8 protein-coding genes and 1 pseudogene are annotated in these 15,072 nt (G+C 59.0%); 7 read left to right on the plus strand and 2 right to left on the minus strand.

Annotation, left to right across the window (positions count from 1 at the left end):
• Positions 1-110: 110 nt before the first annotated feature.
• A complete protein-coding gene (locus JIN81_RS11395; protein WP_200279331.1) occupies positions 111-1,871 on the minus strand; it encodes a sodium:solute symporter family transporter in 1,761 nt (586 codons plus the stop codon).
• A gap of 92 nt (positions 1,872-1,963) precedes the next feature.
• On the minus strand, positions 1,964-2,659 hold the full coding sequence (locus JIN81_RS11400) for a type II secretion system protein (protein WP_200279334.1): 696 nt from the start codon (positions 2,657-2,659) through the stop codon (positions 1,964-1,966).
• Positions 2,660-4,335: 1,676 nt separating this feature from the next.
• Between JIN81_RS11400 and JIN81_RS19645 the strand changes: the two are divergent.
• The 7 genes and pseudogenes from JIN81_RS19645 to JIN81_RS11435 form a co-directional block, all read left to right on the plus strand.
• Positions 4,336-5,115, plus strand: a pseudogene (locus JIN81_RS19645) (hypothetical protein); the annotation flags it as partial.
• 881 nt (positions 5,116-5,996) lie between these two features.
• Complete coding sequence (locus tag JIN81_RS11410) at positions 5,997-7,655, plus strand: FAD-dependent oxidoreductase (RefSeq protein ID WP_200279340.1); 1,659 nt, start codon at positions 5,997-5,999, stop codon at positions 7,653-7,655.
• A 132-nt stretch (positions 7,656-7,787) separates the two neighbouring features.
• A complete protein-coding gene (locus JIN81_RS11415) occupies positions 7,788-8,660 on the plus strand; it encodes an alpha/beta hydrolase (RefSeq protein ID WP_200279343.1) in 873 nt (290 codons plus the stop codon).
• Between the two features lie 23 nt (positions 8,661-8,683).
• Entirely contained in the window at positions 8,684-10,165 is a 1,482-nt protein-coding gene (locus JIN81_RS11420; protein ID WP_200279346.1) for a sulfatase family protein, read from the plus strand.
• Positions 10,166-10,183: 18 nt separating this feature from the next.
• Positions 10,184-11,632: a sulfatase gene (locus JIN81_RS11425; RefSeq protein WP_200279349.1), complete on the plus strand. Its 1,449-nt coding sequence runs from the start codon at positions 10,184-10,186 to the stop codon at positions 11,630-11,632.
• A gap of 11 nt (positions 11,633-11,643) precedes the next feature.
• On the plus strand, positions 11,644-13,296 hold the full coding sequence (locus tag JIN81_RS11430; protein ID WP_234044773.1) for a glycoside hydrolase family 172 protein: 1,653 nt from the start codon (positions 11,644-11,646) through the stop codon (positions 13,294-13,296).
• A 258-nt stretch (positions 13,297-13,554) separates the two neighbouring features.
• Positions 13,555-15,060: an arylsulfatase gene (locus JIN81_RS11435; RefSeq protein WP_200279355.1), complete on the plus strand. Its 1,506-nt coding sequence runs from the start codon at positions 13,555-13,557 to the stop codon at positions 15,058-15,060.
• The last annotated feature ends 12 nt before the right edge of the window (positions 15,061-15,072 follow it).

The following is a 15,072-nucleotide window of genomic DNA, read 5'->3' on the forward strand; positions in this document are numbered from 1 at the left end:
ACGAACCAGCAACCGGGGGTGATCCGCCCTCGCCCCAGGCGCCGTGACCAGCAATACCCCCACGATCCGTATGAGCCAACCACACGTCCAACGCCAAACCGCACAGGCCACTACTCGGATCGGTGTCGCGATCGATAGCTGAAGCAGACGATGGCCCCCACCAGAATCATGACTCCCCCGCAGGCGAGAAAGCAAAGGCGACCGGTCATGGGATTGGGAATCCATACGAGAGATGCGACGAATAGACCATAAATCAGGCACAGACGGCCAATGGAAACGGAAATCGCCCTCTCTTCTTTCAACCCCGACCCGCTTGGCGAAACCACCGGCGTCTTCAATCGGCCGAAGAAGTCGTCCAAGCGCTTCATGTAGCTCTCATCCTTTTCGTCGTAGAACCATCCGGTCGCAAAAAACCACATCGTGCAGAGCCCACAGACGATGAAGACACTGCTGAAGATTCGGAATGTGGTCACCTCCTCGGGAAGAAACGGCCCCTCCATTCCGGGCAGGAAGGCGAACATCTCAGGCGTCAACCAGAACCGGACCACGTAGGAAGCGCAAAGCCCCACCACCACCGTCGACCATCCCGCCCAAGGTGCCGTCTTCCGCCTGAACAAACCAAGAAACAACGGAATCGACATCGGCAGACCCAGGCTGATGGCCACCTGTGTCAGGAGATCGAACAAGGCCATCTCCCTCATCGTTTCCCAAAGAAACGCACAGGAGACCATGATCGCTCCAAATACCCCCGTCGCCAGCTTCGAAACCACCAGCAGCTGTCTTTCCGGACAATTCGGGTGCATCACCGGCAGGAAGAAATTCCGAACGAAGATCCCCGCGCCCTGATTCAGCCCGGCATCCATCGAGGTCATGGTTGCCGCGAAAATCCCGCACAACAACAGCCCGAGCATCCCGGTGGGCAGCACCTCGCTCGCCGTCAACACAAACGCCCCTTCCTCAGGAAACTTCAGATTCTCCATGATCCCTCCAATGTCCCCGTCGTGGCGAATCGCCGCCACGGTCGGAGGAATCAGCCAGATCAAGGGCGCCACGATCATCCCGATCATGGGAATCAGCAGGGTGAGGCGCGCATCACGATCACTGCGGGCCATCAGGAACTTCGCCGACTTGTCGATCGAGTTCTCCTCAAAGAGCTTGGTGACCATCAAGGCGACAAACCACAGGGCGATGAACTGGGGCCTCGAAAATTCTCCCCAGTCACGGTGGGCAGACGGCGCTTGCTCCAACATCCCCCGGATTCCACCGATGTCGGCTTGATTCAGTGCCAAAACCGCCACCAGAACGGTTACGGTCACCACCAGGAACATCTGGACAAAGTCGCTGGCCACAACACCGAACGAGCCACCAAGCATCGCAAGAATCGTTACCGATGCTCCTAGAACCAAAATCACGATCGGCGTTTCCGCACCCAGGACCGCAGCCATGAATACCGCAACGGCATTCAGCGTGACTCCGCCGAAAATCAGGATGAACGGCAGCCTCGCCCACGTGAAAAACACCTGGGTGCCCGGGCCAAACCTCAATCGCACCGCCTCGAACGGGGTGATGACCTGCATCCGACGGAAACGATAGCAGGTGAATGCGAGAAGGATCAGCAGGGGAACGAGAATCGAATAGAACAGCAGGATCGAATAGGCACCGGTCTGGAACATCTTCCCGGCCGCGCCCGTGAAGCTCCAGGCGCTGAAGCCCGCCATCCACACCGAGGCGCCCGTCACCCACCACGGCATGATCCCCCCTGCCCGGAAATAGTCGGACGTGCTTTTCGATCTGCGCGCATACGTGATCCCCACCCCAAGGAGGAAGATCACGTAAAACGCGATGCTGATGAGATCGTATCGGTCGATCATGCGCCGACCACCCCTAGCCTGATCTCAAGGCCACAGGGAGGAAAACCTGCCAGAGATTTCATCAGCCGGCCTGTGTCGGCCGGCTCGCTGCCTCACTTTGCCGTGAGGTCTTGATTCAGACGGCCGACATGACCATCCCAGTAAAGACCGAGACGGTAGCTGCCGTGAGCCATTCCTGATGGAAGACCGTCGAACCAACCCGGCGTGCTGCCTACGAAGTTCGGGTGCTCCCGGTCCACTTCAGTCAACATCAGTCGTTGTGCGGGATTGCCCATCTTCGACATCGCCGCAGACAACTTCATGCCATCCCGCCTCGCATCTCCATAGGGATAGCCAAAAGGAAGGAAGTTGGGCTGGGGCCTTGAGGGATTGTCACACTTGCCGCGCCCGGAATAAACACGGTGCATCACCAGCAGCGACGGACCGTCCTCATTGACACCGCGCTTCTGCCAACGCGCCGCCGCAAGCTCGGGGAAGAACTGACCTTCATAGGGATCCTCTCCACCAAGGTAGGGAGCGAGTGGTTTCACCAAACCCCTTCCCCGGTTGGTCCAGATGGGCCCAACGCCACCGGAAGTCGTCGGAAGAATCCCGTTGTTGTCCCCGCAATACATCTGGATCGCTCCGAAGACCGACCGCAAGTCATTGGCGTCCACGGCAGCCGATGAGCTCGCCTTCACCTTCTGGTAACCGATGAACGACAAGGCAGCCAGAACCGCCACGATCAGGATCGAAACCATCAGTTCAACCAAGGTGAAGCCGCGAGCACCACGACGTCGTGAATTCATCGCTTTGGAACCGCACCGATCGGCGCGACCAACGAAACAGGCACAACTTTCAAAGGATTGGGTTTTTGCGCTTTCCATAAGCGTGAAGGTGCTCGCGGAGACCCACAATTCGCAAGTGAGAATCCCCGGATGTGAGGTCACCATGTAAACCCTGATGACTTCACAACGAGTTTACAGGGTGACTCCAGCATCCCTTCCCCAATCAAGGTCACCACCCGTAGGGTTACCGATACCGATCGAGAACTTGGGAGAGAACCCAATGCTTCCGACCTCAAAGAAAACAAGACCCAAACCGCAAACTCATGACCATGAAATCCACCCCACGATCCAAAACCCCAAGATCCGTTCCTTACTCGCTCCGACTCGGCCTCGCCGCCATTCTCCTTTCTCCTTCCGTCAATGCCCAGTCGACATGGAATGGTGCGACGGATGCCCTGTGGAGCACCGCCACCAACTGGGATGTCGCTCCGATTGATGGAGCGGCACTCATCTTTGATGGCTCCGCCAACGTCGCGAACACCAACGACTTCATTACGTCTCTCAGTGCGGCAAACGAAGATTCCTTCACCTTTCCCGCGACGGCCGGATCTTTCGTCATCAGCGATGGTGGCGCAGGAACTGTAACCATCGGAACCACGGCCGGTTCCAACAATCTGGCATTCATGGACACCACCACACCCCAGGAGATCGCTCTTGACCTCCAATTCGCAGGTGGAGGCCGGGACCGGAGGGTTCAGATCAACACCGCGGGTGCAACGCTGAGACTCAGCGGAAACATTGACTCCTCGAACAGCTGGCTCTTCCCGAACGGAGAAGCGGGCACCATTGAACTCACCGGCGACAATACCGGACCCGGCAAGGGCGTCCACAGCTCAGGGTCCAATGGCATGCGCGCTTGGTGCCGACTCAACTCCCAGAATCAAACCATCGCACTCGGTAGCCCGACCTGTCTGGGCGACGCCAACGTCGACTTCGCGAATCTGCGTGGACTCCGCATGAACACCGGCGGCCAGGTCCTCACCACCGTCGGCGGCATGGATCTCGTCGGCGCCAACAAGGTGGACTCGACCATCAGTTGGAACGAAAGCACCAGTTACATCGGCTCCGGTGACCTCGAAGTGGGCGGCCTGATCTACACCAAGAACAACGGACGCGCATGGTCGGTCGACGGTGGAGGTGAGTTCATCATCTCCGGACAGGGGCTCATCCTCACCACCCGGGAGGCAGCCCAGGTGATGATCCTGCAGCCTCTCAACGGTAACGTGATCACCATCAATGGCCCGATTCACGACACCCATCAAAGCGGTGGTATCGTGACACAGGCCACGGGATTCGGTGGTGTCCCAACCGATGGTGTCCTCCGCCTCCAAGGAACGGGGACCGTCAACATCAACGCCGACAACTCGTCCACACTGAATGGCGAAGTCTACATCCGCACCGCTGGGCTCACCGTGAAACTTGGCGATGCAAACGCGCTCGGAACCTCGGGAGATCCTGTCGATGTGGTCACCCCGGTGTCAGTCGATAAGGTTTCCCAAACCTACACCAGCGCCCCCGCCAATGAGATTGATGTGGCCGACACCACAGACATCGAAGTAGGCTTCACGATCACCGGCCCTGGTATCCCGGCTGGTGCAGTGGTCACCGCCATCGACAGTCTCAACAACATCGTCACCATGGATGTGGACGCGACAGCGGATGGTAGCGATGTCTCCCTGAACTTCAGTGGGGACCTCGTTGAGACCGAAACGCCTGGTAGAACCAATCTGGAGAACGGAACGCTCGACCTGAACGGCTTCACCGTCAGCGAAACCTTCGTGAACATCGCCGGGGGCAGCAAATTCATCAACAGCAACACCGGCACACCTGCTGAGATCCTCACCGAGATCGTCAATCAGGGCAATCCGACCTTCGATGGTGACGGTGACATCATCGTCAACAACATCCGTCGCACGAATGGTGTCACTCGCCGCATCTTCAAGAACGGGGCTGGCACGCTGACTCTTGGTGGTGATCAGGACAATGGTCGCTATGGTCTCACCGTCGATGGCGGCGACGTCATCCTCGCAAAGACTGCGGGTGAGGCTGTTGCCCGTTTCCCACTGATCATCAACAACGCCGCCAGCACGGTCACGCTCACCAATACCGGTGAACAGATCGGCAATCAAACGGATGGCAATGGCTTGCACCAGATCAACGAGGGCACGCTCGACTTCAATGGATTCGACGAAAGCCTCGGCGCCCTGTCGACCAGCAGCGGCACCGAACCAGGTGGCCTCGTGACCAACAGCAACGTAGGCACGACCTCCACGCTGACCCTGCTCGGTGCAGGCTCGGATGCGACATGGCCGGGAACGCTGAGTGGCGACCTCAACCTCGTGAAGGGCGGAGCGTTCATTCAGACCTTCACCGGCACGGTGAACTACACCGGTGACACCACGGTCAACGACGGAACGCTTGAGTTCGGAGCCGGCACGGATCTTGATGACTCCTCAACGGTGAACATCAATGGTGCCACCGCCTTCCTGAAGCTCGACGACGCGGCCAACGACACGGTCGACAGCCTCTTCTTCGATGGTGTGCAGCAAGCCGCCGGCACATGGGGTTCCACCTCCTCGGCAGCCACCAATCAAGACGACACCCGCTTCTCGGGCACCGGCGTCCTGACTGTAACCACCGGTCCATCGGCCACCGACTACGACACCTGGCTTGGAGGTTTCACCTTTGCCCCTGGTGACGACACCACCGGCACCGGTGATCCGGATGGTGATGGTCTCACCAACGACGAAGAGTACGCTTTCGGCCTGAACCCAACACTCGGAAGCTCGGTCAATCCATATGTGGTGGGCGCAGGCGATGTCACGGCTGGCACATTCAGCTACACACGTCGTGATCCCGCACTGAGCAGTCTCACTTACTCGGTCTTTGTCTCGGATGACCTCGTGAACTGGATCGAAGACACCACCGCCACCCAGACACCAGGGCCGACCGATGGCGACGGCAACCAGCAAGTGGATGTCACCCTCACCAGCCCACCAACGGGCGACAAGGGCTTCGTCCGCGTTGAGGCGAACTGAGTTCGGCTTCATCACATGATTCCAAAGGCGGCAGTCGAAAGACTGCCGCCTTTTTCATTCCCACAGGGAATCCCTGATTCCACGCTTCTCTCACGCACAAGCTCGAAACCGGGGTCTCCCCCCTCGCACCGAAGTGCGCAGTCACATGGTCAACCGTGTGACCTCTTGGACTTCTTTCCCGGCGTAAGTTACCCTCCGAATGTTGGGTAAAGCGATAGGCTGACCCATCCCCCCGGCCCGAGACCCCCGACACCCGATCCATGCTCCACCCGAACCGCATCCTGCTTCTTTTCTTCATCACCTCACTTTGCCGTGCTGAAGTCATCGATCACGACATCTGTATCTACGGGGCCACGTCAGCGGGTGTCACGGCAGCCGTGCAAGCAGCTCGCGACGGAAAGTCGGTGATCATCGTTGATCCGAAGCGCCATCTCGGCGGACTGACCACCGGCGGTTTGGGGGCCACGGACATTGGCAACAAGGATGTCATCGGCGGCATCAGCCGCGAGTTTTACCACCGCATCGCCAGGCACTACAAAGATGATGCCAGCTGGAAATGGGAGACTCGTGAACATTTCTTCGAGAATCGCTCCAAACGTTCCAAGCTCTCCGAAGTCATGAAGGAAGATGGCACGATGTGGACCTTCGAGCCCCATGTGGCCTCGAGGATTTTCAAGACCATGCTCGAAGAGGTGGAGGTGACCGTGCACTTCGAGCAACCGATTGCTTCGGTCAGGAAGGAAGGCAAACGGATCACCAGCTTCAGCACCGAGACCGGGAATGCCTACCGCGCCAGGATGTTCATCGATGCCACCTACGAGGGCGACCTGATGGCACTCGCAGGCGTAACCTACACCGTCGGGCGCGAAGCCAACCCGAAGTATGGGGAGAAAGCCAACGGCATCCGGAAGGAAACACCGAAGAACCAACTTTTCGGCAGCATCGATCCCTACGTGGTCCCAGGTGATCCCACCAGCGGCTTGATCCCACTGATCCAGGATGGCGACGGGGGCACCCCGGGTGATGGAGACCATCGCGTGCAGGCCTACAATTTCCGCCTGTGCTTCACCAATGTTCCTGAAAACCGCCTGCCTCTCGACAAACCGGACAACTACGACCCTCAAACCTACGAACTGGCCGCGAGACGGATCGAAGTCATTCTTGAAGCCGGCAAGGAACCACTGATGAAGAACTTCTGCAATCCGGTCTGGATGCCGAACGGCAAAACCGACATCAACAACAGCCAGGGCATCTCCACCGACTTCATCGGGGCGAACTACGATTACCCGGATGCCGATGCAGCCAGGCGCGACGAGATCTGGAAGGCCCACGAGGACTACGTCCGTGGATTCTGGTATTTCATGTCCACCAGCCCGCGGGTTCCCGAGAAGCTTCGGAACGAGTTTCTCTCCTTCGGACCGTGCAGGGACGAATACGTGGACGACAACTTCTGGTCACCCCAGCTCTACGTGCGGGAAGCACGCCGCATGATTTCAGAGTACGTGATGACCGAGCACCACTGCCGGAGCAAGGTGGTCGCACAGGATTCGATCGGCATGGCCGCCTACGGCATGGACTCTCACAACTGCCAGCGGATCGTCCAGAACGGGGCCGCCCGCAATGAAGGCGACGTGCAGATCCACGGCCTGAAGCCATACGGCATTTCCTACCGGTCCATCGTCCCGAAGACCCACGAGTGCTCCAACCTCTTCGTCCCGGTATGCCTCTCAGCGTCCCACATCGCATTCGGATCCATCCGCATGGAACCCGTCTTCATGGTTCTCGGTCAGTCTTCCGCCATTGCGGCTTCTCTGGCCATCGACCATGACCTTGCGGTCCAGAAGCTCGACTACCAGACTCTCCGCCCCGCCCTCATCAAGGCGAAGCAGATACTTGAGCGGCCGACGAAAAAGAACTAGCAGCCCCGATGATTTCGCCATGACACCCACCCATCGACCTCCAGACGCCAGCCCATGCGATCCACGGACAGGCGGAGCACATGGGTCACTTTCCTCATCGTCATCGCGGCGATCAGCGCAAACCTCCAGACCATGAAGCACCCCCCTCATTCCATCATTCGGGCCTCGATCCAACTCCTTTTCGCGGTGCTTGCCCCCGTCGCCGCTGCCGATCTCAAGCCGGATCGCTCCGTAATCTACAAGACGGTGGGTAACACCAGGCTCCACCTCGAAATCTTCGAACCCCGGGATCTGAATGCATCCGACAGTCGATCCGCCATTGTATTCTTCTTCGGCGGCGGATGGAACGGTGGATCGACCAAACAATTCCACCAGCAAGCCGAGACACTTTCCAACATGGGCATGGTGGCCTTCTGTGCGGACTATCGGGTCAAGAGCCGGAACAAGACCACTCCTTTCGAATGCGTAACAGACGGCAAGTCCGCCATCCGCTGGGTGCGCGAACATGCCGCCGAACTCGGGGTGGACCCGAACAAGATCGTCGCCTCGGGTGGCTCCGCGGGCGGTCATGTGGCCATCTGCACCGACCTCATCACCGGATACGAAGAAAAGGGCGAGAACCCCGAGGTGAGCTCGCGCCCGAATGCTACCATCCTCTACAATCCGGTGATCGATACCACGCGCAAAGGCTACGGAGCCGCCAGGTTCGACGCCGATCAGCAAACCACCCTCTCTCCCTGCCATCAGGTCAAAGAAGGACTCGCGCCCACCATCGTCTTCCACGGAACCAAGGACACCACCGTGCCATTCGAAAACGCGGAACGCTTTACCGAACTGATGAAGAAGCACGGCAATGAATGCACGCTCGTCCCCATCGTTGGCAAAGGTCACGGCTCGTTTAACTCACTCGCATTCCGGCCGAAGAACGACAAGGCCGACTATGATCTGACCATGACGCGTTCGATCGATTTCCTGAGATCCCACGGCTACCTCGAGAACCCATAGGACATCCCTTCCAAGCCATACCAATGAGACTCGCAACCGCATTTTCCACCGTCCTGCTAGCCATGGCCGCCGCGAGCCAGTTGGTCGCGGAAGTCACCAAGCCAAACATCGTCCTGATCCTTGCCGATGACCTTGGATATGGCGACGTCCAGTGCCTCAATCCGGAACGGGGAAAGATTCCCACTCCACACATCGACCAGCTTGCGGCCGAGGGCATGATCTTCACCGACGCTCATAGTAGTTCCTCCGTCTGCACGCCTACTCGCTATGGTCTTCTCACCGGCCGCTACAACTGGCGCACCCGTCTCCAGCGGTTCGTCCTTTACGGATACGACAAACCACTGATCGCTGCGGATAGGCTGACCGTGGCAGGATTGCTTCAGAAGAACGGCTACACCACCGCCTGCATCGGCAAGTGGCATCTCGGCATGGGCCTGCCAGAGGGAGAACCCGACCCGAAGATCACCGACGGCCCCCTCACCCGCGGCTTCGGCACCTTCTTCGGAATCAGCGCATCCCTCGACATGCCGCCCTACGCCTTCATCGATGGCGACCGATTCACCCAACCGCTCACAACCACCAAGACCTGGATGCGCACCGGAGCTGCCGCGGAAGACTTTGAAGCGATCGACGTCCTTCCCACCTTCACCCGCAAGGCCATCGATTTCATCGAGGCGGAAGCGAAGACCGACAAGCCGTTCTTCCTCTACATGCCCCTGACCTCACCCCATACCCCCATCGTGCCGAACAAGGAGTGGCAAAAGAAGAGCCCGATCGGCCGCTACGGCGACTTCGTCATGGAAACCGATGCCATCGTGGGTGAGATCACCAACTCCCTGAAGAGGGCCGGGGTCAGGGACAACACCCTCATCATCGTGACCGCAGACAACGGGTGTTCCAAGGCCGCAAGAGTTCCCGACATGGAGAAGAAGGGTCACTACCCCAGCGCCGATCTGCGTGGCTTGAAAACGGACATCTTCGAAGGGGGCCACCGGGTTCCCTTCATCGCCCGCTGGCCGGATCGCATCGAGGCTGGCAGTCGGTCGGATCAGACGATCTGCCTGAATGACGTGATGGCCACCAGCGCCGAGATCGTGGGGGTCACCCTTCCCGACAATGCGGGTGAGGACAGCGTCAGCATCCTGCCCGCACTTCTTGGCAAGCCCATCCCCAACCAACGGGAGGCCCTGGTCCATCACGCCATGGAAGGTGACTTCGCCATTCGTCAGGGAAAGTGGAAGCTCATCCTCTGTTCGCACTCGGGCGGCGTAAGCGATCCGAAATACAACAGCGAGAAGTCCAGAACACTTCCTGAAAACCAACTCTATGACCTGAGTGCCGACCTCGGTGAGACCCGCAATCTCCAGGCCGAGCACCCCGAAGTCGTCGCGGAACTGACCAAACAACTGGAGAAGATCATCGCCAACGGACGCAGCACTCCGGGCGAAGCACAAAAGAACGACGCGCCGATCAAGCTGCGAAAAGTGCACAAAATCAAGAAGTAGGTCCCCAAACCCCTTACCATGAAAACGCTCACGATTCTCTCCTGTGCCTTGTTGCTGCCCTGTCTCTCCGCAGCTGCCGACGACAAAGCGAAAAAGCCCAACGTCCTCTTTCTGGTTTCCGATGACCTTCGCCCGGAGCTCGGATGCTACGGGAATGACGTCATCAAGAGCCCGAACATTGACGCCCTCGCGGCCAGCGGGCTTGTCTTCAACCGCGCCTATTGCCAGCAGGCCGTGTGCTCACCATCGCGTAGCAGTGTCATGACCGGAGCACGTCCCGACACCACCGGGGTCACGAACCTGACCACCCACTTCCGCGAGGCCATGCCCGACGTGGTCACCCTGCCACAACTCTTCAAGAACCACGGCTACACCTGCAGGGCATATGGCAAGATCTATCACGGCGACCTTCAGGACCCCCCATCGTGGTCCCCACAGAAGGAGCAGTCGTCCATTCGCGGCTTGTTCAATTCAAAGACCTACCTGGTCGCTGACAAGGAACCCGTCAAGCTCACCAAGACCGACCGCGGACCCGCCTTCAGGAAAACGGATGACCCTCCGAATGGCGGTGGTGAAGGGAAGCTCGCCGACCAGGCCATCGCCGCACTGAGGGACCTCAAGGCCGAGTCAGAACCTTTCTTCCTCGCCGTCGGCTTCCACAAGCCCCACCTCCCATTCAACGTCCCGAAATTCTACTGGGATCTCTATGATCGCGACGAAATCCCGCTCGCTCCGAACTACTTCCTGCCACAAGACGCCCCCGAGTTCGCTTTGGTCGAGAAACCGGAGATGTGGAACTACAGTGGTGTCCCCGACACCGCCGATCTCCCGGAAGACTACCGCCGCGATCTCAAGCACGGCTACTATGCCGCGGTGAGTTACATGGACGCCCAACTTGGCCGCGTTGTCGACGAGCTCGACGCCCTCGGCCTCCGCGACAACACCATCATCATCCTGTGGGGCGACCACGGCTGGAAACTCGGTGAGCACCGACGCTGGGCGAAGCACAGCTGTGTGGAGAACGACACCCGTTCCCCGCTCCTCATCAGCACCCCGGGGATGCCGTCCAAGGGTGACACCACTGATGCCCTCGTTGAGTTCGTCGATATCTACCCAACCCTCGCCGAGCTCGCAGGCCTCCCCCTTCCCGACCACCTCGAGGGCAGCAGCTTCACACCGCTGATCGAGAAACCGGACAGGGAATGGAAGGAAGCCGCCTTCAGCCAGTATCCTCGCAGCTACAAGGGCAAGCGTCTCACCGGGTACACCATGCGGACCGATCGCTATCGCTTCACCCGCTGGGTCCACACCAAGGATCACTCCAAGGTCGAGGCCATCGAACTCTACGACCACGACAAGGATCCTCAAGAAAACATCAACATCGCCCCGAACCCCGAGAACCGCGCCCTGATCGAGAAGCTCACCGAGCAATCAAAGGCAGGCTGGAAAGCAGCTCTCAAACCATGACCATCATCCGCATGATCCAACCCTTCACCTCCGCCCTGCTGATCAGTTCAGTAATCCTCATTTCGGAGGCTCGAAGCGAAGTCACCACGACTTCCCTCCTGAACGAGATGGTAGATCGCGAAGCACTCCCACGCTTCCCATCGTCCGATTTCCGCCTGAAGCAGGCCAGCAGTTACAACCGGGCATCGAAGACCCCGGACGACGAGAAGGGCTGGTTCACCAACCGCGACTTCAACTCAAACGACCGCGACAAGAACTTCATCCGTATCGACAATAGGGACGGCCGCAAGGAATGGGTCCTGATGGATCACAAGGGTGCCGGAGCCATCGTTCGCACATGGATGCCGTGGGCGAACGATCGCAAACCGGACACCGACACCATCATCCGGATCTACCTGGATGGCGCCGCCGAACCCGTCCTTCAGGGGAACATGCTCAGCCTCTTCGATGGCAGCGGCCTGATCCCCTACCCATTCGCACACGAGTCCCTGCGCTCCGCCGTCTCCTTCTTCCCGATCCCGTATGCCAAGCATTGCAAGATCACCACATCCAAGGCTCCGTTTTTCTATCAGTTCACCTACCGGGAGTATCCCCAGGGAACCAAGGTCAAAACGTTCTCGGTGGAAGAGTTCGAATCAGCACAACCGCTGGCCAAGAGCATCGGCGAAAAACTGATCGCTCCTCATGGCCCCGACCTTGGCGGCGATCTCACCCTCACCAAGACTCTTTCCACTCAGGAAGAAGCCATCATCGACCTTCCCGCAGGACCGGGTTCGGTCCGCGAAATCGCGGTCAAACTGGGAAGCTACCAAAAGCCGGCAATCACCCGCAGCGTGGTGCTGAAGATGGAATGCGACGGGAAGGAAACCATCTGGTGTCCGATTGGCGACTTCTTCGGCAGCGGCATCGGACTTCATCCGTTCCGGGGCTTCTACCGCACGGTCGATGAAGACGGCACCATGTCCTGCCGCTGGATCATGCCCTATCAAAAGACCGCGAGGATCTCGCTCGTCAACCTCGGCAAGGACTCCGTTGAAGCCACCCTCGCAGCACGAACTGGCGATTGGGCGTGGGATTCACAAAGCATGTACTTCCACGCCGATTGGAAGCGTCAGTACCCGGTCCCCACCCGTCCATTCTCCGACTGGAACTACATCACGACGTCCGGACAGGGCGTCTATGTTGGCGACACCCTGACCGTCATGAATCCCGTCGAGCGTTGGTGGGGCGAAGGCGATGAGAAGATCTGGGTCGACGGAGAAGACTTCCCATCCATTTTCGGCACCGGCACGGAAGACTACTACGCCTACTCGTGGGGAGGTCGGAGCACCGACTTCTACGAGCATCCCTTCCATGCCCAACCTCGCTCGAACGAATACAACAAGCTGAATCGAAAGACGGCCAGGAATGAGAAAGACACCTCGGGATACAGCACGGAAACCCGCACACGATCGCTCGACACCATGCCGTTCGGCAAGAGCCTTCAACTCGACATGGAGGTCTGGTCATGGACGGAGTGCGACATGGAGTTTGCCGTCGCCACCTACTGGTACGGCCTTCCTGGCACGACCAGTAATGTTGAGCCTTCGCCCGACGGAGCTACAGCGCCTCTGACTTGGCCGCTGTCCGCGAAACAAGGCGGAAACAAGAAGCCAGCACGCTGAATCGAAACCTTCGGACAACCCGGCGGGCCGAAGTCGCGAAGACACCTCCCGACAGCACCGGTCCGGGCAAACACACATGGGCGACACCCGAGCTGTCGAACCTGCCTCGGGTCGGAGCAGTCACCCGTGTGACCGGCTCCATCGTTGTTGCAACCTACCCACAGACGGACGATGGCAAGGAGCCGGGCTTTCCCTCGTCTCCAACCACCGGACCGGCAGCCCCCCGCTCTCCTCTCAAGCAATCCAACGACTTTCAGAATGAAAACGACACTCAGATTCCTGACGATCTTCTCGGTAGGACTCATCAATGCCCATGCGGCACGCAACCAGCCGAACATCATCCTGGTGATGCCCGACGACGTGGGCTACGGCGACTACGCCTGCTTCGGGAACCCCATCATGAAGACCCCGGCGGTCGATGCCTTCAAGAAGCAGAGCCTGCTGTTCAGCAAATTCCACGTCAGCCCGACCTGCGCACCAACCCGCGCAGCGCTGATGAGTGGACGTCACGAGTTCAAGAGTGGTGTCACCCACACCATCTACGAGCGTGAACGCCTGTCACTCGATACCTTCACGCTCCCACAGATGCTCAAGTCCGCCGGCTACACCACCGGCATCTTCGGCAAATGGCACCTTGGCGATGAAGAGGAATATCGCCCGGAAAGCCGTGGTTTCGATGAAGTCTACACCCACGGCGGCGGCGGCATCGGCCAGACCTACCCCGGTTCCTGCGGAGACGCCCCCGGCAACACCAACATCGACCCTGCCCTGTGGCACAATGGCAAATGGGTGAAGACCAAGGGCTACTGCACCGACCTCTTTTTCCAACAGGCCACCCGGTGGATGGATGAGAAACGCAAAGCCGATCAACCCTTCTTTGCCTACATCTCCCTCAATGCCGCCCACAGCCCGTATGTCCTGCCCGAGGAATACTACCAACACTACCTCGGCAAGCCCGGCGTCACCGATACCATCGCCAAGTTCTTCGGCATGATCGAGAACATCGACACGAACTTCGGAGCCCTCCTGAAGCAGCTCGAAGAGTGGGGCATGGCCGAGGACACACTCGTCATCTACCTAGCGTCCGACAATGGCGGAACCAAAGGCATCCACATCCACAACGCCGGCATGAGAGGCAGCAAGGGCCGCCCCTACGAAGGAGGCACACGGGTCCCCTGCTTCTTCCGCTGGCCGAACGGAAGCATTCCTGCCGATCGTGAATGCGACGCCCTCAGTTCAGGCATGGACATCTATCCCACCCTGGCCGGGATCGTGGGTGCCGAGTTGTCCGACGCCGTGAAGAAGCAGATCGAAGGCCGCAACCTTCAACCATTGCTCAAGGACCCCGCTGGCGAGTGGCCGGCACGCACGCTCATCCACCACGTCGGCCGCTGGGACAAAGGCAAACGGGAAGAGTGGAAATACACCGCCTGCGCGATCGAGGACGGACGCTTCCGCTTGGTCAACAACAAGGAGTTGTATGATCTTGAGGCTGACTCCGGCGACAAGTCTCCTGAGTACAACAACCTCATCTCCAAATATCCCGAGATCGCTGCGAGGCTTCGGGCCGAGTATGACAAGTGGTGGGATGCACTCCCCCCCTACCTCGTCAACGAGGATGCCATGGGCCCGAAGGTCAACCCCATGAAAGCCCTCTACTGGGAACAATTCGGAGGTGGCCCGGATGAGAAGATGAGATGGCAGATGAAGCCTGACCGGCTGATCAACGGCCATAAGAAGAAAAAGGAACCTGTCGCCAAATAGCCTTCCTTTCCC

This window comes from Haloferula rosea, from assembly GCF_016595525.1.
GTDB classification, from domain to species: Bacteria; Verrucomicrobiota; Verrucomicrobiia; order Verrucomicrobiales; family Akkermansiaceae; genus Haloferula; species Haloferula rosea.

Coding starts and splice junctions, on each gene's coding strand:
- JIN81_RS11410 (WP_200279340.1), top strand. CDS start 5,997: ATGCTCCACCCGAACCGCATCCTGCTTCTTTTCTTCATCACCTCACTT.
- JIN81_RS11415 (WP_200279343.1), top strand. CDS start 7,788: ATGAAGCACCCCCCTCATTCCATCATTCGGGCCTCGATCCAACTCCTT.
- JIN81_RS11400 (WP_200279334.1), bottom strand. CDS start 2,659: ATGAATTCACGACGTCGTGGTGCTCGCGGCTTCACCTTGGTTGAACTG.
- JIN81_RS11430 (WP_234044773.1), top strand. CDS start 11,644: ATGATCCAACCCTTCACCTCCGCCCTGCTGATCAGTTCAGTAATCCTC.
- JIN81_RS11425 (WP_200279349.1), top strand. CDS start 10,184: ATGAAAACGCTCACGATTCTCTCCTGTGCCTTGTTGCTGCCCTGTCTC.
- JIN81_RS11395 (WP_200279331.1), bottom strand. CDS start 1,871: ATGATCGACCGATACGATCTCATCAGCATCGCGTTTTACGTGATCTTC.
- JIN81_RS11420 (WP_200279346.1), top strand. CDS start 8,684: ATGAGACTCGCAACCGCATTTTCCACCGTCCTGCTAGCCATGGCCGCC.
- JIN81_RS11435 (WP_200279355.1), top strand. CDS start 13,555: ATGAAAACGACACTCAGATTCCTGACGATCTTCTCGGTAGGACTCATC.